This window comes from Variovorax sp. LjRoot130 (assembly GCF_964253755.1).
In the GTDB taxonomy this organism is placed as follows: Bacteria; Pseudomonadota; Gammaproteobacteria; order Burkholderiales; family Burkholderiaceae_C; genus Variovorax.
The window spans coordinates 1,112,762-1,134,505 of record NZ_CAXURM020000001.1; the positions used below are offsets into that span (position 1 = coordinate 1,112,762).

General features: G+C 67.5%; 20 protein-coding genes. 6 read left to right on the forward strand and 14 right to left on the reverse strand.

Going from position 1 to position 21,744, the window contains the following annotated elements; genetic code table 11:
- Positions 1 to 24: 24 nt before the first annotated feature.
- The 9 genes from ACSQ86_RS05575 to ACSQ86_RS05615 form a co-directional block, all read right to left on the reverse strand.
- On the reverse strand, positions 25 to 1,920 hold the full coding sequence (locus tag ACSQ86_RS05575) for a dipeptide ABC transporter ATP-binding protein (RefSeq protein WP_436308603.1): 1,896 nt from the start codon (positions 1,918 to 1,920) through the stop codon (positions 25 to 27).
- 11 nt (positions 1,921 to 1,931) lie between these two features.
- Positions 1,932 to 2,900 (reverse strand): isoaspartyl peptidase/L-asparaginase family protein, encoded by a 969-nt coding sequence (locus ACSQ86_RS05580; protein ID WP_436302934.1) that lies wholly within the window; start codon positions 2,898 to 2,900, stop codon positions 1,932 to 1,934.
- Positions 2,897 to 3,853 carry a MurR/RpiR family transcriptional regulator gene (locus ACSQ86_RS05585; protein WP_436293723.1) on the reverse strand — a complete coding sequence of 319 codons (957 nt, stop codon included), beginning with the start codon at positions 3,851 to 3,853 and terminating at the stop codon, positions 2,897 to 2,899. Before ACSQ86_RS05585 ends, ACSQ86_RS05580 begins: the two co-directional genes overlap by 4 nt.
- Positions 3,854 to 4,277: 424 nt before the next feature.
- The gene (pyk, locus tag ACSQ86_RS05590) at positions 4,278 to 5,693 is read right to left on the reverse strand and encodes a pyruvate kinase (RefSeq protein WP_436302935.1); all 1,416 of its coding nucleotides are present in this window, start codon (positions 5,691 to 5,693) and stop codon (positions 4,278 to 4,280) included.
- 47 nt (positions 5,694 to 5,740) lie between these two features.
- Positions 5,741 to 6,523 (reverse strand): 2-oxo-tetronate isomerase, encoded by a 783-nt coding sequence (gene otnI, locus ACSQ86_RS05595; RefSeq protein WP_436302936.1) that lies wholly within the window; start codon positions 6,521 to 6,523, stop codon positions 5,741 to 5,743.
- 20 nt (positions 6,524 to 6,543) lie between these two features.
- Complete coding sequence (locus ACSQ86_RS05600) at positions 6,544 to 7,191, reverse strand: class II aldolase/adducin family protein (RefSeq protein ID WP_436302937.1); 648 nt, start codon at positions 7,189 to 7,191, stop codon at positions 6,544 to 6,546.
- A complete protein-coding gene (otnK, locus tag ACSQ86_RS05605; protein ID WP_436308604.1) occupies positions 7,188 to 8,492 on the reverse strand; it encodes a 3-oxo-tetronate kinase in 1,305 nt (434 codons plus the stop codon). Before otnK ends, ACSQ86_RS05600 begins: the two co-directional genes overlap by 4 nt.
- 5 nt (positions 8,493 to 8,497) lie before the next feature.
- Positions 8,498 to 9,388, reverse strand: coding sequence for an L-threonate dehydrogenase (ltnD, locus tag ACSQ86_RS05610; RefSeq protein WP_436302939.1), 891 nt, complete (start codon positions 9,386 to 9,388; stop codon positions 8,498 to 8,500).
- Between the two features lie 10 nt (positions 9,389 to 9,398).
- Positions 9,399 to 10,709, reverse strand: coding sequence for an MFS transporter (locus ACSQ86_RS05615; protein WP_436293719.1), 1,311 nt, complete (start codon positions 10,707 to 10,709; stop codon positions 9,399 to 9,401).
- A 297-nt stretch (positions 10,710 to 11,006) separates the two neighbouring features.
- Here ACSQ86_RS05615 and ACSQ86_RS05620 point away from each other — a divergent pair, with 297 nt between their 5' ends.
- Complete coding sequence (locus tag ACSQ86_RS05620) at positions 11,007 to 12,023, forward strand: LacI family DNA-binding transcriptional regulator (RefSeq protein WP_436302940.1); 1,017 nt, start codon at positions 11,007 to 11,009, stop codon at positions 12,021 to 12,023.
- Positions 12,024 to 12,045: 22 nt separating this feature from the next.
- Here ACSQ86_RS05620 and ACSQ86_RS05625 read toward each other — a convergent pair whose 3' ends face one another.
- Together ACSQ86_RS05625 and ACSQ86_RS05630 are read right to left on the reverse strand one after the other, a co-directional pair.
- Positions 12,046 to 13,263, reverse strand: coding sequence for a c-type cytochrome (locus ACSQ86_RS05625; RefSeq protein ID WP_436302941.1), 1,218 nt, complete (start codon positions 13,261 to 13,263; stop codon positions 12,046 to 12,048).
- A gap of 101 nt (positions 13,264 to 13,364) precedes the next feature.
- Positions 13,365 to 14,069 (reverse strand): RNA polymerase sigma factor, encoded by a 705-nt coding sequence (locus ACSQ86_RS05630; RefSeq protein WP_436302942.1) that lies wholly within the window; start codon positions 14,067 to 14,069, stop codon positions 13,365 to 13,367.
- 124 nt (positions 14,070 to 14,193) lie between these two features.
- On the opposite strand from ACSQ86_RS05630, the gene ACSQ86_RS05635 reads away from it, so the two are divergent.
- Positions 14,194 to 15,003: a class I SAM-dependent methyltransferase gene (locus tag ACSQ86_RS05635; RefSeq protein WP_436302943.1), complete on the forward strand. Its 810-nt coding sequence runs from the start codon at positions 14,194 to 14,196 to the stop codon at positions 15,001 to 15,003.
- Here ACSQ86_RS05635 and ACSQ86_RS05640 read toward each other — a convergent pair whose 3' ends face one another.
- Positions 15,004 to 16,053: a glycosyltransferase family 2 protein gene (locus ACSQ86_RS05640; protein ID WP_436302944.1), complete on the reverse strand. Its 1,050-nt coding sequence runs from the start codon at positions 16,051 to 16,053 to the stop codon at positions 15,004 to 15,006. It abuts the gene before it with no gap.
- A 174-nt stretch (positions 16,054 to 16,227) separates the two neighbouring features.
- Positions 16,228 to 17,013 carry an IclR family transcriptional regulator domain-containing protein gene (locus ACSQ86_RS05645; protein ID WP_436302945.1) on the reverse strand — a complete coding sequence of 262 codons (786 nt, stop codon included), beginning with the start codon at positions 17,011 to 17,013 and terminating at the stop codon, positions 16,228 to 16,230.
- A 105-nt stretch (positions 17,014 to 17,118) separates the two neighbouring features.
- On the opposite strand from ACSQ86_RS05645, the gene ACSQ86_RS05650 reads away from it, so the two are divergent.
- The 4 genes from ACSQ86_RS05650 (at position 17,119) to ACSQ86_RS05665 (ending at position 20,797) form a co-directional block, all read left to right on the forward strand.
- On the forward strand, positions 17,119 to 17,820 hold the full coding sequence (locus ACSQ86_RS05650) for a 3-oxoacid CoA-transferase subunit A (protein ID WP_436302946.1): 702 nt from the start codon (positions 17,119 to 17,121) through the stop codon (positions 17,818 to 17,820).
- Between the two features lie 2 nt (positions 17,821 to 17,822).
- Positions 17,823 to 18,467, forward strand: a complete 645-nt coding sequence (locus ACSQ86_RS05655; protein ID WP_093111553.1) for a 3-oxoacid CoA-transferase subunit B — start codon at positions 17,823 to 17,825, stop codon at positions 18,465 to 18,467.
- Between the two features lie 25 nt (positions 18,468 to 18,492).
- Positions 18,493 to 19,698 carry a 3-oxoadipyl-CoA thiolase gene (pcaF, locus tag ACSQ86_RS05660; RefSeq protein WP_436302947.1) on the forward strand — a complete coding sequence of 402 codons (1,206 nt, stop codon included), beginning with the start codon at positions 18,493 to 18,495 and terminating at the stop codon, positions 19,696 to 19,698.
- Positions 19,699 to 19,819: 121 nt separating this feature from the next.
- Positions 19,820 to 20,797 carry a Bug family tripartite tricarboxylate transporter substrate binding protein gene (locus tag ACSQ86_RS05665; protein WP_436302948.1) on the forward strand — a complete coding sequence of 326 codons (978 nt, stop codon included), beginning with the start codon at positions 19,820 to 19,822 and terminating at the stop codon, positions 20,795 to 20,797.
- Here ACSQ86_RS05665 and ACSQ86_RS05670 read toward each other — a convergent pair.
- On the reverse strand, positions 20,794 to 21,735 hold the full coding sequence (locus ACSQ86_RS05670; protein ID WP_436302949.1) for an ornithine cyclodeaminase family protein: 942 nt from the start codon (positions 21,733 to 21,735) through the stop codon (positions 20,794 to 20,796). The two genes, ACSQ86_RS05665 and ACSQ86_RS05670, sit on opposite strands and share 4 nt — an antisense overlap.
- Positions 21,736 to 21,744 lie beyond the last annotated feature (9 nt).

Below are 21,744 nucleotides of genomic sequence, written 5' to 3' on the forward strand. Positions count from 1 at the left end.
CTTTGAAGTCGGTGACGTTGAAAATCAGTTGATCGGGTGCTGCGCGACGAAATGGCCGGGGCCTACCTCGACGAGCGGCTTGACGCCGGGCTCGTAGCCCACGGGGTGCATGGGGCTGGGAATCTCGCCCTGCAGCAGCGGCCGGTCGCGGTTGCGGCGCGCCGGATCGGCGACCGGCACGGCCGCCATCAGCTTGCGCGTGTAGGCGTGCTGCGGATTCTCGAAGATCGCGCGCCTGGGGCCGATCTCGACGATCTGGCCCAGGTACATCACGGCCACGCGGTGGCTGATGCGCTCGACCACGGCCATGTCGTGCGAGATGAACAGAAAGGCGATGCCCAGCTCGCGCTGCAGGTCCAGCATCAGGTTGACGATCTGCGCCTGGATCGACACGTCCAGCGCCGACACTGACTCGTCGGCCACCACCACCTTGGGGTTGAGCGCGAGCGCGCGCGCAATGGCGATGCGCTGGCGCTGGCCGCCGGAGAACTCGTGTGGGTAGCGCTGCGCGTAGTCGGCCGGCAGGCCGACCTTCTCGAGCAGCCAGCGCACGCGCTGCTGCGCCTTGGCGCCGCTCGCGATCTTGTGCACCAGGAGCGGCTCCATGATCGAGAAGCCCACCGTCAGGCGTGGGTCGAGCGAGGCGAAGGGGTCCTGGAAGATGAACTGGATGTTGCGCCTGAGCGCCTGCAGCTCGCCGGTGGGCAGCGTGAGGACGTTGCGGCCGTCGAACTCGATCGCTCCGCCCTGGCTCTCGACCAGGCGCAGCAGCGAACGGCCGGTGGTGGACTTGCCGCAGCCCGATTCGCCGACCAGCGCCAGGGTCTCGCCGGCACGCAGATCGAAGCTGATCTGTTCCACGGCATGCACCACGCGCGTCACGCGGCTGAAGAGGCCGCTTTTCAACTCGAAGCGGGTCACCAGGTCTTTCACGCGCAGGATCGGTGGCTGGTCGCTCTGCACGGTGTCCTGCGGGCTCGCATCGCTCACGCTCACGCGGGCGCCCACGGCGTCGACCTGCAGCAGCTCGAAGCGCCGGGGCAGGTCGGTGCCGCGCATCGCGCCCAGGTGCGGCACGGCCGAGAGCAGCGCACGCGTGTAAGCATGCTGCGGCGCCGCGAACAACTGCTCGGAGGGCCCGGCCTCGACCTTGTCGCCCTGGTACATCACCAGCACGCGATCGGCCACCTCGGCGACCACGCCCATGTCGTGCGTGATGAACACCACGCCCATCTGCATCTCGGTCTGCAGCTCGCGGATGAGCTGGAGGATCTGCGCCTGGATCGTCACGTCGAGCGCGGTGGTCGGCTCGTCGGCGATCAGGAGCGAGGGCCGGCACGACAGCGCCATCGCGATCATCACGCGCTGTCGCATGCCGCCCGAGAGCTGGTGCGGGTAGCGCGCGAGCACGCTGCGTGCTTCGGGAATGCGCACCAGCTCCAGCATGCGCAGCGCCTCGGCGGCTGCTGCGGCGCGGTCCTTGCCCTGGTGGATGGCGATGGCCTCGGCGATCTGGTCGCCGGCGGTGAACACCGGGTTCAGCGAGGTCATCGGCTCCTGGAAGATCATCGCGATGTCGGCGCCGCGGATGCCGCGCATCGTCGCGTCGGAGGCCCGCGCCAGGTCGAGCACCCGGCCGTCGCGGCGCCGGAAGGCCATGCGGCCTTGTGCAATGCGGCCGCCGCCGTATTCCACCAGACGCATCAGCGACAGCGAGGTGACGGACTTGCCCGAGCCCGACTCGCCGACGATGGCCAGCGTCTCGCCGCGGTCGACGTGGAAGGACAGCTCGCGCACCGCGTCCACGGTGCGCTCGGAACTCGCGAAGCGCACGGTGAGCGCGTCGACGGCGAGCACGCGCTGGCCGGGCAGCTCCAGTGCGGCGGATGTCGCGGTTGGCGCGGAGAGGACGGCGGACATGGTGGCAGCGTTCATCGATGGATGGCAGTGTGCGGCGGCTCGGCGCCGCGCGCATGGCCCCGGTACATGCCCTCGGTGTTGAAGGGCAGGCAGACGTTGCCGGCGCGGTCGATGGCGATCAGGCCGCCGCTGCCGCCGATGGCAGGTACGGCCTGCATGATCACGGCGTGCGCGGCCTGCGCCAGCGACTGGCCGGCGTAGCGCATGCGCGCGCAGACGTCGTAGGCCGCGGCCGTGCGGATGAACATCTCGCCGCTGCCGGTGCAGGACACGGCGGCGCGCTTGTCGTCGGCATAGGTGCCGGCGCCGATCAGCGGCGAGTCGCCGACGCGGCCGACGCGCTTGTTGGTCATGCCGCCGGTGGAGGTGGCAGCCGCCAGATGGCTGCGCCGGTCGAGCGCGACGGCGCCAACGGTGCCGAACTTGTTCGTTTCGTCCAGTGGCGCGGTGGACAGCGCCGCTGCGCGTGCCGCGCCGTCGTGGTCGAGCGCGACGCGGCCTTCGGCGCGCGCGCGCCGCAGCTGCTCGCGGCGCGCCTCGGTGGAGAAGTACTCCGGTTCGACCATTTCCAGCCCGCGCCCGCGCGCGAAGGCCTCGGCGCCGGCACCGGCCAGCAGCACGTGGGCGCCGTCGTCCATCACCGCGCGCGCGGCGTGCACCGGGTGGCGGACGCGGCTGACGCCGGCGACGGCGCCGGCGCGCAGCTCGGCGCCGTCCATCACGGCCGCGTCGAGCTCGTGCGTCTCGGCGCTGGTGAAGACCGCACCGTGGCCGGCGTTGAACAGCGGGCAGTCCTCCAGCATCTCGACCGCCAGGCACACCGCGTCCAGCGCGCTGGCGCCGCGCAGCAGCAGCGCCTGGCCGGCGAGCACGATGGTGCGCAGCGCGTCGTGGTAGGCCGCGGCCGCGCTCGCGTCCAGCGCCGCCGCGCTGATGGTGCCCGCGCCGCCGTGGATGGCAATGACCGGTGTGGTTCTCATCGTGCCTTCTTCTTTCTGTTCGGCGCGCGCGGCGCCGGCGCCTGTTGGTTCTTTTCGGCGTTGGCGGCCCGCAAGTCCTGCGCGCCATGCAGCCAGGGCATGACCGAGTGGACGATCTTGCCGGCGGCCTGGAACGCGCCCGGCGCGCGCAAGGCCACCGCGCTGGTCAGCGCCTCGATCAGCGCCAGCACGCTGGTCTCGCAGTTGGGGCGGTAGCGGGTCTCGGTCTGCGCATAGAGCACCACGTCGGCCAGCGGCGCCAGCGGCGAGCTGGGCCGGTCGGTCAGGGCCAGCACGCCCACGCCCTGGGCGCGGGCGATGCCGGTCAGCGCCATGGTGTCGGTCAGGTAGCGCGGGAAGCTCAGCGCCACCAGCAGGTCGCGCGGCCCGCCGCGCGACAGGGCGCGCGCGCCGTGCGTGACGCCGCTCACCGAGGGCAGCAGGCGCACGTCGGCGCAGTAGGTGTCCAGGCCATGCTGCAGCAGCCCGGACAGCCAGGCGCTGGCGCCGAAGCCGACGACGTAGATGGTGCGCGCGTCGAGGATGCGCGCCACCGCCGCCTCGCAGGAGGCCGGGTCCAGCGCCTGGCGGGTGGCCTCGATGTTGCCCCGGCTCTCTTCTAGCGCGGCGGCAAAGACCTCGGCCACCGTCGAGGGCTGCGCCAGGCTGCCGCGCAGCCGTTCCACCGGCGCCAGCAGGGGCTCGAAGCCGCGGACCAGTTCGGCGCGGAAGTTCGCATAGCCGTCGAAGCCCAGGGCGCGCGCGAAGCGGTTGGCGGTGGCCACCGACACGCCGGCGGCCGTCGCCAGTTCGTCGATCGGCAGCGTCGCGACCTGCAAGGGGCGCTCCAGCACGTAGTCGGCCACCTGCCGGTGCGAGCGCGTCAGCTGCGGCAGGGCCTGCGCGATGCGCTGCGCCACGGTGGTTGCGGAAGTCGCGGAAGAGGCAAGCATTCGGTTCGGGCTCGCCCCTTCAAGGTGCGAAATATGAAAAGAAAATTACAAAGTGGTGCGAGAAAAGAAAATTTTCGATCATCGGCCGATGTTTAGCAAGTCGTGGGCCAGTGGGTTTTCACCAAGGGACCTGTCGCGCCTGTCATTCGAGGCGGGCGTGGCAATCCGAGTCGTGCGCGTGAGCAGCGAGTGCTCCGGCGACACCGTCAAGGCGGTGGCCCGGCGCGCGGGCTTCGGTAGCGCTGCTGCGTTCTCACGCGCGAACTCTCCGTACTCTCGTACGTATGGCTCCGCGCCCCGCGGCGGCGAGATCAAGCGCAGTGCCAGTTGACGTGATGCGTGGCGGGCATCACGCAGCACGGCAAGCGCGTGCGCTTCTACTCGACGGTCGAGGCCTTGATGTCCTTGAATCTGGCCATGGATTTCAAGCCTTCGCGATGTGCAGGAAGTTGGTGGTTCCGACGACGCCGAATGGCATGCCGGCTGCGATCGCGACGTAGTCGCCCGAGACGGCGTAGCCTTCCCGGCGCGCCAGCCCACAGGCGCTGTCGATCATGTCGGGCACGTCCTGGATGACTGCATCGGAATGCACCGAGTGCACCCCCCAGGTCAACGCGAGCCGCCGAGCGATGCCCAGGTCAGGTGTGATGCTCAGCACGGGCGCGACGGGCCGCTCGCGTGCTGCGCGCAGGCTTGTCGCTCCGGATCGCGTGTAAGTCACGATGGTGGACAACGGGAGCAAACTTGCAGTAACGCGCAGCGACAGGCACACGGCGTCTGCCACTGACGTAAGTGGCTCTTTCCGCGACGCATCCATGCCCGAGCGGTAGTAGGGATCGGATTCGACCTCGGCAATGATCCGGTCCATCATCGCAACCGCCTCCCGTGGATAGGCGCCGGAAGCGGACTCCGCGGAGAGCATCACGGCGTCCGCGCCGTCGTACACCGCGGTCGCAACGTCGGAGGCCTCGGCCCTGGTGGGAACCGGTGCGGCGATCATCGATTCGAGCATCTGGGTGGCGACGATCACCGGCTTGCCCGCGTCGCGGCAGGCACGCACGATCCGCTTCTGGATCCGCGGTACCTGCTCGGCGGGCAGTTCGACGCCCATGTCGCCGCGGGCGACCATCACCGCGTCAGTCAGGGCGATGATCGCGTCGAGGCATTCGATGGCGGCGGGCTTTTCCAGTTTCGAAAGGACACCGGTTCGACCTTTGACGATCGCATGCACTTCCTCGAGATCCTCCGGTCGCTGGACGAACGACAACGCGACCCAGTCCACTCCCAGCGTCAGGCCGAAGGTCAGGTCGGTACGGTCCTTGGCCGTGAGGGCTGAGATCGGCAGCAGGACCGATGGAACGTTGACGCCTTTGCGTTCCGACAAGCGTCCACCGTTGACCACACGGGTCTGTGCGAAATCGTGACCGCAAGCTTCGACGATCAGACATATCTTCCCGTCGTCGAGCAGCAGGTCCGTGCCCGGCTTGAGGGCGGCAAAAATCTCTGGGTGCGGCATGGGTGCCCGTGAGGCGTTGCCTGGAGTCGGATCGAGGTCGAGGCGGAAAGCCCCTCCTGTCTTCAGCTCGATCGGGCCGTCTGCGAACGTCCCGATGCGCAGCTTTGGTCCCTGCAAATCGAGCAGGATCGAGATAGGGCGCCCGGCGTCGTGCTCGACCTCGCGGATCATCTTGACGCGCTCGGCATGCTGCGCGTGGGTTCCGTGACTGAAGTTGAGCCGAAAAACATCGGCACCGGCGTCGAACAGCGCTCGGATGGTGACAATGTCGGCACTTGCAGGCCCGAGGGTGGCGACGATCTTGGCGTGGCGTGAACGCTTCATGACAGGTTCCGGATCAAAGAATGAAATCAGTGCTGACGAACTTCGACTCACGTCCGCCGTCTGAACCACTCCAGGCCGGAGGATGTCGCTCCTTTCGGGCGGTACTCGCAGCCTATCCAGCCATCAAAGCCCAATTCATCGATCAAGTTGAATAGGTAGTCGTGATTGAGTTCACCGACGTCGGGTTCATTCCGAAGCGGTACTCCAGCGATCTGCAGGTGGCCCACATGGCCGGAAGGCAGATACTTGCGCAGCTTCATCGACACATCGCCCTCGACGATCTGGCAGTGGTAGAGGTCCATCTGGACTTTCAGATTCCGTGCGCCGACCTCGGCCACGACCGCGTGCGCCTCATCCTGCCGATTGAGGAAGAATCCGGGAATGTCGCGCGTGTTGATCGGCTCGATCAGTATGTCGACGCCGCGAGCAGCCGCCTGTTCTGCGGCCCAGGCCAGGTTGGCGGTGTAGGTGCGGCGCAGCGTGGTGCGATCCGCGTCCGCCGCCGCAAGCCCTGCCATCGCATGCACGCGCGGGCATTTCAATGCCTCGGCGTAGTCCAGCGCTGTCAGGACACCGCGACGGAATTCCTGTTCGCGCCCGGGCAGACACGCAATGCCGCGTTCGCCCGCATCCCAATCGCCGGGTGGAGCGTTGAACAGTACTTGTTGCAGGCCATGGTCGCTCAGACGCTGCGCGAGAACGGCGCTGTCGTAGGCGAATGGAAACAGGTATTCGACGGCCTTGAAGCCGTCATCGGCCGAGGCGGCGAAGCGGTCGAGAAAGTCATGCTCAGGGTAGAGCATGGTCAGATTGGCGGCAAAGCGGGGCATAGAGCTTCCTTCGTGGGGTGTTACCAGCGCGCGCCGAAGTGGGTACGCAACTCGTCGATACGTTCAGGTGAGAGCGGCTGAGGCCTTGCCGTCAGCCAAAGCCGCGCGGTCTCCTCCAGCTCTTCGAGCACAGCGCAGGCTTGCGCGGGCGAGCCGTGCCATACGTTGGGACCGAGCCGGTCGAGCATCACGGCGCGGATGGGCGTGCCCGCTTCTCGCATCGTCACGATGCGGCGTGCCACTTCGTCGCCTGCGGCGGGATCGCCGGGCCGGTGGTATGGGATCAGCGGAACGTGACCGACCTTCATCACGTAGTACGGTGTGATCGGAGGAACGATGTCGTGCGCGTTCCACACGCCAGCGAGCGAGAGCGCGACCAGGTGGGTGGAATGCGTGTGGATCACGCAGCGCGCGTGCGGGTCGGCCGCATAGATGCGTCGGTGCAGGGCGAGCGTCTTGGATGCGGGGCCGCCGCCGGTTTGAACGCCGTCGATGTCCACCTCGGCCAGGTGCACCGGTTCGAGCTGCCCGAGGCATGCATCGGTGGGCGTGATCAGAAAGCCATTGTCGGTGCGCACGCTGATGTTGCCGGCCGTGCCATGCACATAGCGGCGGTCGAACAGCGACGCGCCAACCCGGCAGATTTCCTCTCGCACGTCGCTTGTCATGCCGCCAGCTGATCGAAAGCCTTCGTGAAGAAGTCGGTCGTTCCGAAGTTGCCGGACTTCAGTGTCATATGCAGCGTCTCGCCGGCACACGCCGGGGAGTGCACGGCCGTCCACGGCACGCCCGGGTCGATCTGGGGGCCGATGCCCATCTGACGCACATTGAGCTCGCGCACCACCGCACCCGAGGTCTCGCCGCCGGCCACGATCAGTTGCCGCACGCCGCGCTCGACCAGTCCGAGCGCGATGCTTGACAGTGCCTCCTCGACCAATTCGCCGGCACGTGCGACGCCGAGTTGCGCCTGGACGTCCTTGACTGAAGCCGACTCGGCGGTGGCGTACACCAGCACCGGCCCATCGAGTACGTGCTCGCCGGCCCAGGCCAAGGCCTCGCCCACCACGTCGTCGCCGGCAGCGATCGCCAGCGGGTCGACCGCAAAGCTTGCCCGCCCGCTGCGCTTGAAGTGCAGGACCTGCACGTTCGTCGCCTGCGAGCAACTCCCCGACACGATCGCCCGAAGGCCCGAAGCGGGCGGCAGCCTGTCGGCCCTCGCGGCTGCCGCACCGGGTTCGTTGAACTGCCAGTTCTGCGGCAGGCCGATCGCCAGGCCGGATCCGGCGGTCACCAGGGGCATGTCTTGCACCGCCGCGCCGATCTGTATCAGGTCCTGGTTGGAGACCGCGTCGACCACGGCGATCCGGACACCTTCGGCCTTCAGCGCCGCAAAGCGCTCGCGAATGGCACGCGCACCCTGCGCGACCACGTCATAGGTCACCAGCCCGACCTTGTGCTTCGTCTGAAGCTGAAGCACGCGCACGAGATTGGCGTCCGTCATCGGCGTCAGCGGATGGTTGCGCATGCCGCTGTCGCTGAGCAACTGCTCGCCGACGAACAGGTGGCCGTTGAAGATCGTGCGCTGGTTCTCCGGAAACGCCGGGCAGGCGATGGTGAATTCGCCGTCCGGCAGATCGGACAGCGCGTCGAGCAGCGCATCGGTGACGGGACCGATGTTGCCCTCGGGCGTCGAGTCGAACGTCGAGCAGTACTTGAAGTACACCTGCTGCACGCCCTGGGCGCGCAGCCAGCGCAGCGCATCGAGCGACTGGGCCACGGCGTCGGCCGGCGCGATGGTGCGCGATTTGAGCGCCACCACGATGGCATCGGCATCGATCGCGGCAGATTCGTCCTCGGGTATCCCGATGGTCTGCACGGTGCGCATGCCGCTGCGCACGAGGTTGTTGGCGAGGTCGGTCGCGCCCGTGAAGTCGTCAGCGATGCAACCGAGCAGAGGCTTCGCGACCATGGCGCTCATCGTCCAGCCTTCGGCAGTTCGATGCCGGGGAAGATCTTGATGACCGCCGAGTCGTCTTCCTTCGCGAAACCGGCGGTCGAGGCCTGCATGAACATCTGGTGGGCGGTGCTCGCCAGCGGCAAGGGGAACTTGCTGGCCCGTGCGGTGTCGAGCACCAGCCCGAGATCCTTGACGAAGATGTCCACCGCCGAGAGGGGTGTGTAGTCGGCCTTCAGCACGTGGGCCATGCGGTTCTCGAACATCCAGCTGTTGCCGGCACTGTTCGTGATGACCTCGTACAGCGAGGCGGCGTCGACCCCTTCGCGCAAGCCGAGCGCCATGGCTTCGGCGGCGGCTGCGATGTGCACGCCGGCGAGCAGTTGGTTGATGATCTTCACCTTGCTGCCGTTGCCGGCGCGGTCGCCGAGCCTGTAGACCTTGGCCGCCATCGCTTCCAGCAGTCCCTCGCAGCGCTCGAACGCGGCGGGCTTGCCGGCCGTCATCATCGTCATGTCGCCCGAAGCGGCCTTGGCCGCCCCGCCCGAGATCGGCGCATCCAGGTACAGGATGCCGAGCGCTTCAAGCCGCGATTCCAGTGCGATCGACCAATTGGGGTCGACGGTGGAGCACATCACGAACACGCTGCCGCCGGCCAACTCGGAAGCGGCGCCGTTCGGGCCGAAGAGGATCTCCTCGGTTTGCTGCGCATTGACGACCACCGATATGACCACATGGCAGGACTTGCCTACCTCGGCGGGTGAGGCGCAGGCGACGCCGCCGTCCTTCGCGAAGGCTTCTGCCGCGCCGGGGCGCGCATCACACACGTGCACGGCGTGGCCCGCGCGGCGCAGCGACTTTGCCATTCCGGAACCCATGGCGCCGAGGCCGATGACTCCAATGTTGCTCATGAGGCTCTCCTCAGCGATTGACCAGGCGCGCAGGCGTTCTCAGCACCGCGATGGCGCCGACCACCAGCGTGCCGGCCAGGACGTACATCCCGCTTTGCGTGCTTTGCGTCGCATCCTTCAAGTAGCCGACCAGGTAGGGACTGACGAACCCGGCCAGGTTGCCCACCGAGTTGATCGCCGCGATACCGACCGCGGCGGCGGCTCCCGACAGGAACGAAGTCGGCAGCGACCAGAAAAGCGGCGCGCACGTCAGCACTCCGGCAGCGGCCAGGGAGAGGGCCGCAACGGAGACGACGGTGTTGTGGACGAACGAAGCCGCAACGATGAAGCCGACCGCACCGAAGATCGCGGGAACAACCAGGTGCCAGCGGCGCTCGCGATGCGCGTCGGCGCTGCGTCCGATGAGGTTCATGGCCACGATGGCGCAGCCGAACGGAATGGCGCTGAAGAGGCCGATGTTGAGGTTGCCGGTCACGCCGGTCGCCTTGATCAGGGTCGGCATCCAGAATGTCAGGCCGTACTGCCCCATCACGAAGCAGAAGTAGATCAAGCACATCAGCCAGACGCGCCGGTCACCGAAGATCGCGCCGATCGAATGCTTGCTTTGCGTGCCCTTCTGGTCGGCGACGATTTCGCGTTCGAGCAGTTGCTTTTCCTGCTCGGTGAGCCATTTCGCCTGGCGGATGTTGTTGTCGAGGAACATCAGCACGACCAGGCCCATCACCAGCGCGGGCAGGGCCTCGATGATGAACATCCATTGCCAGCCCTGCATTCCGCCGGTGCCCTGGAAGAGGTCCATGATCCAGCCCGACAGCGGATTGCCGAAAATGCCCGCGACCGGAATCGCCGACATGAACATGGCGATGATCTTGGCCCGGCGATGGGCCGGGTACCAGTACGTCATGTACAGGATCACCCCGGGGTAGAAACCTGCTTCGGCAAGCCCCAGCAGGAAGCGCATGACGTAGAACGTCGTCGGCGTCTGGACCCAGATGAACGCGGCCGACAGCAGGCCCCAGGTGATCATGATCCGGGCGATCCATACGCGGGCGCCTACGCGGTGCAGCAGGATGTTGCTGGGCACTTCGAAGAGGAAGTAGCCGACGAAGAAGACGCCCGCGCCGAGGCCGAAGACGGTCTCGCTGAAGCCCAGGTCTTGCGACATCTGCAGTTTGGCGAAGCCGACGTTGACGCGGTCGAGATAGGCGACCACGTAGCACAGCATGAGCAACGGAACGATGCGCCAGAACACCTTCGCATAGGTTCGATCGGCTTCGGCGACGACGGGCCCCTCATGGGGCGATGTGGCGATGGTGGTCACGGGTGTCTCCTGGTGGTGTGGTGAATCGGTGTCCACGGGCAGCGGTCCAGCGCAGCGAATGCGGGAAACCTCGAGGCTGGGCCATTCCGGTTGTTCGCGCTAACAATTGCATTTTTGCTCGACTGTTAGCGCAAACAATTCAGTATTTACCCTGCCCATTGCGGGACCCACGGCGATGCGGCCTGCAGTCCCAGGCATCGAGAGTGGCCGCTATGCTTGGCTACTCGGCGGGCTTCGCGGCGAACGTTGACGCCGCCGGGTCCGGGCCTGAGCAAATGAGAGGGGATTCAATACCCGATGGATGAACGACAGGAATCTTCTGGCGACGTGACGTTGTCCGAGGTCGCGCGCCTGGCCGGGGTGAGCGGCATGACCGTGTCACGGGTGCTGCACGACCATGTGAACGTCTCCGAGGAGACCCGCGCCAAGGTGCAGGCGGCGGTGGCGGCACTCGGCTACGTGCCGAATCGCCTCGCTGGCGCCCTCGCCACCGCAAGGACGCGATTGATGGTGGTGATCATTCCGTCGCTGGGCAACATCGTGTTTCCGGAGGTCCTGCGCGGAGCGAACGAGCGCTTCGAGGCGGCCGGCTACCAGGCCGTGATCGGCGTGTCGGACTACGACCTCGCGAAGGAAGAGCAGCTCATCGCCGCAATGCAGTCATGGCGGCCGTCGGGCTGGATCCTCGCCGGGCTCGAACACACGCCGCGCGCCCGTCAGATGTTGCGCGAGGTCCGCAGTCCCGTGGTCGAGGTGATGGACATCGATGGCGAGCCGATCGACATGGCGGTGGGATTCTCGAACGTCGCGGCAGGGCGGGACATCGGCAAGTTTCTGACCGACAGCGGCCGACGCCGCATCGGGTACGTTGGCGGCAATCTTGAGCGCGACCTTCGTGCTGGCAAGCGCCTGGAAGGCTTCGTGCAGGCCCTGTCCGAGCGCGGCATCGCGTTGCAGGGTCGGTTCACCGCCGACCAGCCGTCGTCCTTGCTGCTGGGCCGCTCCGGTCTGGCGCAACTGCTTGCCCGGCACCCGGATCTCGATGCCGTCTATTTTTCCAACGACGACATGGCCGTGGGCGGCCTCATGCATTGCATGGCTGCCGGTATATCGGTGCCCGACCAACTGGCCCTGGCGGGATTCAACGGACTGGAAATCGGTGAAGCGGTGCCGCTACGCTTGACGACGATCAAATCGCCGCGCTACCGCATCGGTCAGCTCGCCGCCGACCACATCCTCGCCAGGCTTGCCGGCCAAACGCCCCCGCTGCGGGAGGATATTGGCCTCGAGTTCATTGCCGGGCAGACAGCGTAGAGACATCACCTCCCGCTGCGCCTCACTGCGACTTCAGGTACTGGGCGAGATCTGCAATCTCCTGCGGGGTGAGGCCCAGCGATCGCCTGGTGTTGTAGGTGGCTGCGACCTCCTCGAGCGTGGCGGCGGACCCGTCATGGAAGTAGGGCGCATGCTGCCAGACGCCTCGCAGAGGCGAGGTGCGGTACATCCTGGTCGCCGAACGGGAAGCGTAGCTCGGCGTTTCCGGTTCCGCCATCGAGTCGCTGGGGGGATGCAGCGTCGAGTTGGCATCCGTGAAGAGGGCGCCGCTGTGGCAGTTCACACACTTTCCTGCGCCGTCGAAGACCACCTTGCCCCGCGCGGCTGCAGCGGCGTCGAAACTGCCCGCCGGCGCAGCGGGGGCCTTCAACGACAACTGATACGCCTGCAACGCGGGCAACTTGTTCGTCACCAGGTCTGCGGTGCCGTTGGTGATGTTCAGGTTCAGGCGCGGCTCGGAGAAACTTCCCTGGCCGCCCATCTGGGTCACGGCCACATACCGGTTCCAGTAGGCGATTTCGGCGCCGTCGCCGGTGAAAGTCACGCTGTGAATGCCCTCCAGCCCATAGGCCGGCGGGATGACCACCGGCTTGTTGAGGCCATCGATGTTGAACCGCGGGTCGTACTTGCCTTTGCCCCAGGAGAGATAGACGGCTTTCTTGGCCGCGTCCACCGCCGGGGAAAGCGCGATGATGGCGCCGGGATTCAGGTCCCCATTGGGCCAGCCATCGAGCCGCTTGCCGATGCCCGGCGCGAAAGAATTGTCGACGGTCGAGTGGCAGAGGGCGCAGGTGACGCCGACGCGGGTCAGCGCATCCTTGCCGCCGACCGTCTCCACAGTGCCCTTGAGGCCGACCACAGCGTCCAGCTTCAGCAAGGCGACGGTCGTGGCGGGACTCTTGAGATCGACACTTCCATCCTGGATGCCCTTCGCCACGGCCGGCGGCAGCGCCTCGGCGTCGACCTTCAGCCCGACCGCCAGCGCGGTCACGGGGCTGACTGCGGTACTGATGACCTCATGCATCCGCAGCGTGCCGGTCCAATGGGCTTCGTCGCCGAAAGTGTCGAAGCGGAAGATCTGCTTGCCCTGTGCGACGAGAGCGGCTTGCTCGGCTGCCGGACCTCCGGCGCCACCCGTACCGACGCCGCCTCCACCCCCGCCACCGCCGCACGCGACAGTCAGCGCGGCTGCGACCGCAGTCGTGGTCGCGATCAGCACGGTTCGTGCGCCGACCTGGGTTCCAACGCCGCTCGCTTCCAGCCATTCACGACGTGACGTGGTCATGTGGAGCTCCTTTTCGCAGCACCCGTGTGGGGGATTCAGCGCGCAACGCCGGCTTGGCCGATGCCAGCCATGACGCGCGCGATGATGGCGTCGCAGCGAATGCCATCGAAAGCGAACGCATCGCTCAGCGCGACATCGACTTCGCGCGACAGCGACTCGCGCAGCAGCCCGCGGGCGCGAAAGAAGCGGCTGCGCACAGTCGCTTCCGGAATCGCCAGCGCAGCCGCCACTTCCTCGATGCTCATGTCTTCCACGGCACGCAGCACGAACACGGTGCGAAACGCTTCGGGCAAGCCATCGATGCCGGACTCGATCAGGTGGCGCATCTCCCCGCGCATGGCCACGCGCTCAGGCTGTTCGTCGGCGTCCGCGTGCATCCACGTTTCTCCTTGCGCTTCGCACAGATCCGTGGCGGCGTCGAGCGGGACCACCTGGGCACCGGCGCCGCGGCGCAGCCTCCCCAGCGCCTCGTTCACCACGATGCGCACCAGCCAGGTGGACAGGCGCGCCTCGGCACGGAAGCCGGAGAGTGAACGCCAGGCACGCAAATAGGCCTCCTGCAGCGCATCCTGCGTCTCTTCGTCGTTCTTCAGGATGCTGCGGCCGGTGCGAAACAGCAGGCGGTTGTGCCTGCGCATGATCTGCTGGAAGGCATCGATGTCGCCACGCGCAGCGCGAGCGGCCAGTTCGGCATCGGAGGCGGAGGTCGGTGCAGCGGTGCTGAATGGAAGTGGTGGCATGTCGGACCCTGTGCCCATTGGATGGGGCAGGGGATCGTGCTGTTCCCGCATGCCGCCTTTGCCGGAACAGGTCCAGCGAGGCGGACAATCCCTTTCTTGGGACATCTCCTGGAGGAGCACACCTATGGCGGATAGAAAGGACACGTGGGCAGCCGGCGATCTCTACGAGCCCTACGTGGGGCGCTGGAGCCGAAAGGTCGCGGCCGAACTGCTGGCCTGGCTTCGGGTGCCGCCGCAGTCGGCATGGCTGGACGTCGGCTGCGGCACCGGGGCCCTCACGCAGACCATCCTGGACCACGCGCAGCCGGCCTCGGTGCTCGGCACCGATGCCTCTGAAGGCTTCGTCGACCATGCGCGCAGCCATATTCCGGATCCGCGCGCGTCCTTCGAGGTCGGCGATGCGCAGAAGCTGCCGGTCGAGGCGGGGCGTTTCGATGCGGCCGTCGCCGCGCTGGTGCTTAACTTCGTTCCGGAGCCCGGGCGCGCGGTCGCCGGGATGGCACGTGCGGTCAAGCCCGGAGGGACGGTGGCCGCGTACGTGTGGGACTACGCCGGCCGGATGGAACTCATGTGCCACTTCTGGGACGCCGCCGTCGAGCTGAATCCGGCGGCCGCTGAACTCGACGAAGGGCGGCGATTTCCGCTCTGCCAGCCGGCGCCGCTCGAGGCGCTGTTCGTCCAGGCGGGATTGCGTGCCGTCGAAGTGCGTCCCCTCGACGTCGCGACGCCGTTTCGCGACTTCGACGACTACTGGACGCCTTTTCTGGGCGGACAAGGACCTGCGCCCGGTTATGCGATGTCCTTGAACGAGGCGGATCGGTCGAGGCTGCGCGAACGCATTCGCGCCGCATTGCCGCGCCGGCCCGATGGCGCGATCGCGCTGAGCGCGCGCGCCTGGGCCGTGCGCGGGTTCGCCGCTGTTCGCAGGCCCTAATCAAGCGCGGCGCAGGAATTTTCTCAACATCAGTTTGGCGGGGCTGCTGCCGAAGATCAGCCGCGAATACGAGACGAACAGGTCCTTGGGAAGCAGCACGCTGCCGTAGTAATAGATGCGGTACTGGCGTGGCCCCCGGCGGGTGTCCGGGTGGCGCAGCACCTTCCACAGCAGCCCGAGGTCCTTGCCGGCCCCGGACAGCCAGCGTTCGAGGAAGGTGAGCCAGAGATAGCCCCCTTGGTCGTCCAGCGGCCGCCACAAAGAAGCCGAGCCGGGCCTGATCTTCTCGAGCTGGCTGCGCAGCCAGGCATCGAAACGGCGGGCACGTTGCAGCGTCTTCCTGATCTGCTCCAGCGAGACCATCGACCCCGACGAAATGGACGTGAGGTGGATGCGATAGCGTGTCAGCGGTTCGGGAATCCAGGCGGTCGGGCTGAGCAGCGTGGCGGCAGTGCAAAGCTGCAGGTCCTGGTACATCAGCCGATTGGAGTCCAGCGGGCCGATGGCGGCCAGGACCTCGCGCCTGAAGGCCAGCGCCGAGGTCAACGCGAGCACCGGGGTCGAGGCGGCCTTCAATGCCTCGGAAGCGAGCCAGCCCTCGGGCCCTTTGCCGCCGGGATAGTAGGGCGCGAGGCCCAGACGGGGCTGCACCTCGGAGAAGCGCATCATGCTGTGGTGGACCCAGCCGGGGCGATGTCCGTTCACGCGCCCGCGCAAGGCGGCGAGCACCTTTTCGATGCGCTCCGGCACGATGGCGTCGTCGGCATCGAGCAGGAGCACCACGTCCCCGGAGCATGCGGCGAGCGCGGCATTCGTTGCCGAGCAAATTCCACCGTTTGGCTGATGGATCGCCCGGATCTGGGGCAGGCGCGCCGCATAGCCGTTCAGCACCTCCGCGGTGTCGTCGGTCGAGCCGTCGTTCACCACCACGATTTCGTCAGCGGGGATGGTCTGGGCGAGACAGCTCTCCAGGCACTCGGCCAGGAAGCGGCCGTAGTTGAAGCAGATGATGGCAATGCTCACCTTCGGCACGGGCGGCAGCTCGGGCATCGCCAGCGGCTCGAGCGCAATTTGGACCGGTGCTGCGGACATGGTCTTGCCAGCTTTCCATGGACATGTGTCGGGATGGCGACGAGGCGCACCCCTCCTGCTGTAGGCGTGCGCCGAATTTTGCCAGTGAGGCAAGATGCGCGCCATAGCTTTTCATGCATCGAGCCGCCGGCCTCAAAGCAGCCGCGAAACCTCCGCCGCCGCGGCCAGCAGCGCGGGCAGCATGGTCTCCTGCATCACCTTCGCGCTGGTGCGGTTGGCCTGGCCGCTGATGTTGAGCGCGGCCACCATGCGGCCGGCGCGGTCGACGATCGGCGCGGCGATCGAGATCAGGCCTTCTTCCAGTTCCTGGTTGACCAGGCACCAGCGCTGGCGCCGCGCCTGCACGACCTTGGCAAAGAGGGCGTCGATGTCGGTCAGGGTGTGGCGCGTCAAGGCTTCGAGCGTCGAGGCTTCGAGCCGCGCGCGCACCTCTTCATCGTCCAGGTCCGCGAGCAGCAGGCGGCCCATCGAGGTGCAGTACGCGGGCAGGCGCGAGCCCACGCCGAGGCTGATTCGCATGATCTTGTGCGTCGGCACGCGCATCACGTAGACGATGTCGGTGGCGTCGAGCACGGCCGCCGAGCACGACTCCTGTACCTGCTGCACCAGCGCCTCCATCACCGGCTCGGCACGGTTCCAGATCGGCATCGACGAGAGGTAGGCGAAGCCCAGGTCGAGGATGCGCGGCGTCAGCGCGAAGAGCTTGCCGTCGGAATCGACGTAGCCCAGCGTCTGCAGCGTGAGCAGGATGCGGCGCGCACCGGCGCGCGTGAGGCCGGCCGCGGCCGCCACCTCGCTCAAGGTCTGGCGCGGTGCGCTCGCGCTGAAGGAGCGGATCACCTGCAATCCGCGCGCGAAGGACTGCACGTAGCTGTCGCCCGGTGTGGGTGCGGTGGGCTGCTGCTTGTGGGTTGCCATGGCGGTGGATCTTCTTTAAAATTCATTATACGAACACTTGTTCGGTATGCGAACAAAATCGCAACCTGGGTGTTTCGCTTTTTCCCACCCCCGGAGACAGATTCCATGATCAACAAGATCGCGCGCTCGGTCGCCGATGCCATGGCCGGCATCCCCGACGGCGCCACGGTGCTCATCGGCGGCTTCGGCACCGCCGGCATTCCCGGCGAGCTCATCGACGGCCTGATCGAGCAGGGCGCCACGGACCTCACCGTCGTCAACAACAACGCCGGCAACGGCGATACCGGCCTGGCCGCGCTGCTGAAGGCCGGGCGCGTGCGCAAGATCATCTGCAGCTTTCCGCGGCAGGCCGACAGTTACGTCTTCGACGAGCTCTACCGCTCCGGCAAGCTCGAACTGGAACTGGTGCCGCAGGGCAACCTGGCCGAGCGCATCCGTGCGGCCGGTGCCGGCATCGGCGCCTTCTTCTGCCCGACCGGCTTCGGCACCCAGCTGTCCGGCGATCGAGAGACCCGCGAGATCGACGGCAAGCAATACGTGCTGGAGTACCCGATCCGCGGCGATGTCGCGCTGATCAAGGCCGAGCAGGGCGACCGCTGGGGCAACCTCACTTACCGCAAGGCCGCGCGCAACTTCGGGCCGGTGATGGCCATGGCGTCCGACCGCACCATCGCCACCGTGCACGAGATCGTCGAACTCGGCGAGATGGACCCCGAGGCCATCGTCACGCCGGGCATATTCGTCCACCAGATCGTCAAGATCGAGCGCGTCGCCACGCAAGCCGGCGGCTTCAAGAAGGCAGCCTGACCATGAGCAACTACCAACGCCGCACCAAGGACCAGCTCGCCGCCCGCGTCGCGCAGGACATCTTCGACGGCGCCGTCGTCAACCTCGGCATCGGCCAGCCGACCCTGGTCGCTAACCACCTGCCGGCCGGCCGCGAGGTCATCCTGCACAGCGAGAACGGCATCCTCGGCATGGGCCCGGCGCCGGCCGAAGGCCAGGAGGACTATGACCTGATCAACGCCGGCAAGCAGCCGGTCACGCTGCTGTCCGGCGGCGCGTATTTCCACCATGCCGACAGTTTCGCGATGATGCGCGGCGGCCACCTCGACATCTGCGTGCTGGGCGCCTTCCAAGTCTCGGCCACCGGCGACCTCGCGAACTGGAGCACCGGCGAGGAAGGCGCCATCCCCGCGGTCGGCGGCGCGATGGACCTGGCCATCGGCGCCAAGCAGACCTGGGTGATGATGGATTTGCTGACCAAGAAGGGCGAGAGCAAGGTCGTCGCCCAATGCACCTATCCGCTGACCGGCATCGGCTGCGTGAAGCGCGTGTATTCCGACCTTGCCACCCTCGAATGCACGCCCTCGGGCTTGAAGCTGATCGACAAGGTCGAAGGCCTCGAGCATGCCGAGCTCGAAAAGCTGGTCGGCCTGCCGATCACCATCTGACGACAACTTCGACGAGAGACACACCATGACGAATCAAGCCTTCATCTGCGACGCCGTTCGCACCCCCTTCGGCCGCTACGGCGGCGCCTTGTCGAGCGTGCGCGCCGACGACCTCGGTGCGGTGCCGCTCAGGGCGCTAATGGAACGCAACAAGGACGTCGACTGGCAGGCCGTCAGCGACGTGCTCTACGGCTGCGCCAACCAGGCCGGCGAAGACAACCGCAACGTCGCGCGCATGTCGGCGCTGCTCGCGGGCCTGCCGCAGCAAGTCGGCGGCGGCACCATCAACCGCCTGTGCGGCTCGGGCCTGGATGCGGTCGGCACCGCGGCGCGCGCCATCAAGGCCGGCGAGACCGGCCTGATGATCGCGGGCGGCGTCGAGAGCATGAGCCGCGCGCCCTTCGTGATGCCGAAGGCCGAAAGCGCCTTCAGCCGCGCCAACGCGGTCTACGACACCACCATCGGCTGGCGCTTCGTCAACAAGCTCATGAAGGCGCAGTACGGCATCGACTCGATGCCGGAGACGGCCGAGAACGTGGCGACCGACTACAAGATCGAGCGCGAGGCGCAGGACCGCATGGCGCTGGCCTCGCAGCAGCGCGCCGTGGCGGCGCAGAAGTCGGGCTTCTTCGATGCCGAGATCGTGCCGGTCAGCGTGCCGCAGAAGAAGGGCGACGCGATCGTGGTCGGCAAGGACGAGCATCCGCGCGACACCAGCCTCGAGGCGCTGGCCAAGCTGAAGGGCGTGGTGCGGCCGGACGGCACCGTGACCGCCGGCAATGCCAGCGGCGTGAACGACGGCGCCGCGGCCTTGCTCCTGGCCGACGAGGCGCATGCGGCCAAGTACGGCCTCACGCCGCGCGCCCGCGTGGTCGGCATGGCCACGGCCGGCGTGCCGCCGCGCGTGATGGGCATCGGCCCGGCGCCCGCCACCGAGAAGGTGCTGAAGCTCACCGGCCTCACGCTCGACCAGATCGACGTGATCGAACTCAACGAAGCCTTCGCCGCGCAAGGCTTGGCGGTGCTGCGCCTCTTGGGCCTGAAGGACGACGACGCGCGCGTCAACATCAACGGCGGCGCGATCGCGCTCGGCCATCCGCTGGGCGCCAGCGGCGCGCGCCTCGCGACCACCGCGGTGAATCAGCTCCACAAGCAGGGCGGCCGCTATGCGCTGTGCACCATGTGCATCGGCGTGGGGCAGGGCATCGCCGTGATCCTCGAACGCGTCTGATCGGACTCGCCCGAAGCGACCAGCTGCCGGGCCTACTGCGGCAGCGGGCGACCGGTGCGCGCGCTGGTCCCGCCGCTTGAATCCGCGCCTGAATTTCTTTCTACAAGTCCGGAGACTTCCCATGTTTTTCAGATCCTTGATGGCGGTCGCGGCCCTGGCTGCCGCCAGCCTGATGCCCGCAACCGCCAGCGCGCAGCAGTTCCCCACCAAGCCGGTGCGCATCATCACGCCCTTCCCGGTGGGCGGCGGACCGGACGGCGTGGCGCGCCTGGTGGCCGACAAGCTCTCGCGCGCCTGGGGCCAGCCGGTGGTGGTCGAGAACCGGCCCGGCGGCAATGGCTTCATCGCCATCGATGCCTGGAAGCGCGGCGCTAAGGACGGGCACGACCTGCTGGTGCTCGACAACGTGCACCTCGCGGCCTATCCGGCGCTGTTCAAGAAGCTGCCCTACGACCCGAACAAGGACTTCGACGCCCTGCTGCCGCTGTTCAAGGCCTACTTCTTCTTCACCGTGCCGGCCGACAGCAAATACAAGACGGTGGGCGACCTGATCGCCGACGCCAAGGCCAACCCGGGCAAGCTCAACTACGGCTCCTGGTCGGTGGGCAACCCGGTGCATCTGGGCTCGGAACTCTTCGAATCGGCCACCGGCACGCAGATGGAGCACGTGATCTACAAGGAGACCACGCAGCTCTACACCTCGGTCTCGACCGGCGAGCTGGCCTTCGCGCTCGGCACCAGCGCCACCGCCGGTCCGCTGCATCGTGCCGGCAAGCTGCGCCTCCTGGCGGCGGCGGCGCCCAAGCGCGTCGCAGCCTTCCCCGAGGTGCCGACGGTCGGTGAGTCTGGCGGCCCGCAGGGCTTCGAGGTCACCGGCTGGAACGCGATCGCGGTGCCGCAGGGCCTGCCGGCTGCCGTGACCGACAAGATCAAGCGCGACATCGAGAAGGGGCTGGCCGAGGCCGACGTGCAGGAGAAGTTCAAGAGCTTCGGCTACGAACCCTTCCCGACCACGCGCGAGCAGTTCAACCAGTTCGTGCAGAGCGAGACCAGGCGCTTCGGCGACGTGATCAAGAAGGCGAACGTCTCGCTGGACTAAGGCTCTCGCTGAGCGGCCTGCCACACCAGCGTGGCGGCCGCGAGGTCTTCGAGCGCGCTGCCGACGGCCTTGAAGACGGTGCGCTCGCTGTCGTCGGCGCGTCCGCAGTGCGTGCCGCGGCACAGCTCGGCGAGCGTGGCCTGCACGTCATCGCGCGAAAGCGTGCCGGCCGCGATCGCATCGAGCAGGTCGCCGGCCTTCTGCAACGCTTCGTCGGTGTCGACGAAGGTCCGCGCACCGGCGAAGCAGGCTGGGTCGGCCTCGCGCATCTGCGGCGCGAAGCTGCCGATCAGGTCCAGGTGCGAGCCCGGCGCCAGCCACCCGCCTTGAACGAGCGGCGTGGTGGCGAGCGTCGCGCAGCTCACGATGTCGGCGTTGCGCGCGGCGGCCTCGAGATCGGTCACGGCTTGCGCGTTCCAGCCTTCGCTGCGCCATTGCGCCGCCAGCGCCTGCGCGCCCTCGGGCCGGTGGTTCCACACCCGCACTTCGTCGATCGCCCGCACGGTGGCAAGCGCGGCCGGCAGCAGGCGCGCGACGCGGCCGGTGCCGAGCACGAGCAGGCGCCGCGCATCCGAACGCGCGAGGAAGGAAGCGCCGAGCGCCGAAGCCGCCGCTGTGCGGTGGGCGGTGATCTCGTTTCCGTCCATCAGCGCGAGCGGCACGCCGGTGTGTGCGTCGTAGAGCACGTAGGTCGCGTGCAGGCCGGGCAGGCCGTGCGCACTGTTGCCGGGAAAGATGTTGATGGTCTTGATGCCGAGGAAGCCCGCATCGCTCCAGGCCGGCATGATCAGCACCGTGCCGCGGTCGGCGCCGGCTTCGATGGGATGCACATGGCGCGGCGGCACCTTGGCCTCGCCGGCGAAGGCGTCGCGCAAGGCGGGCACCAGGCGGGCCAACTGCAGTGCGCTGCGGGTGCTGTGCTCGTCGAAATGTTTCATGGCGTGGTC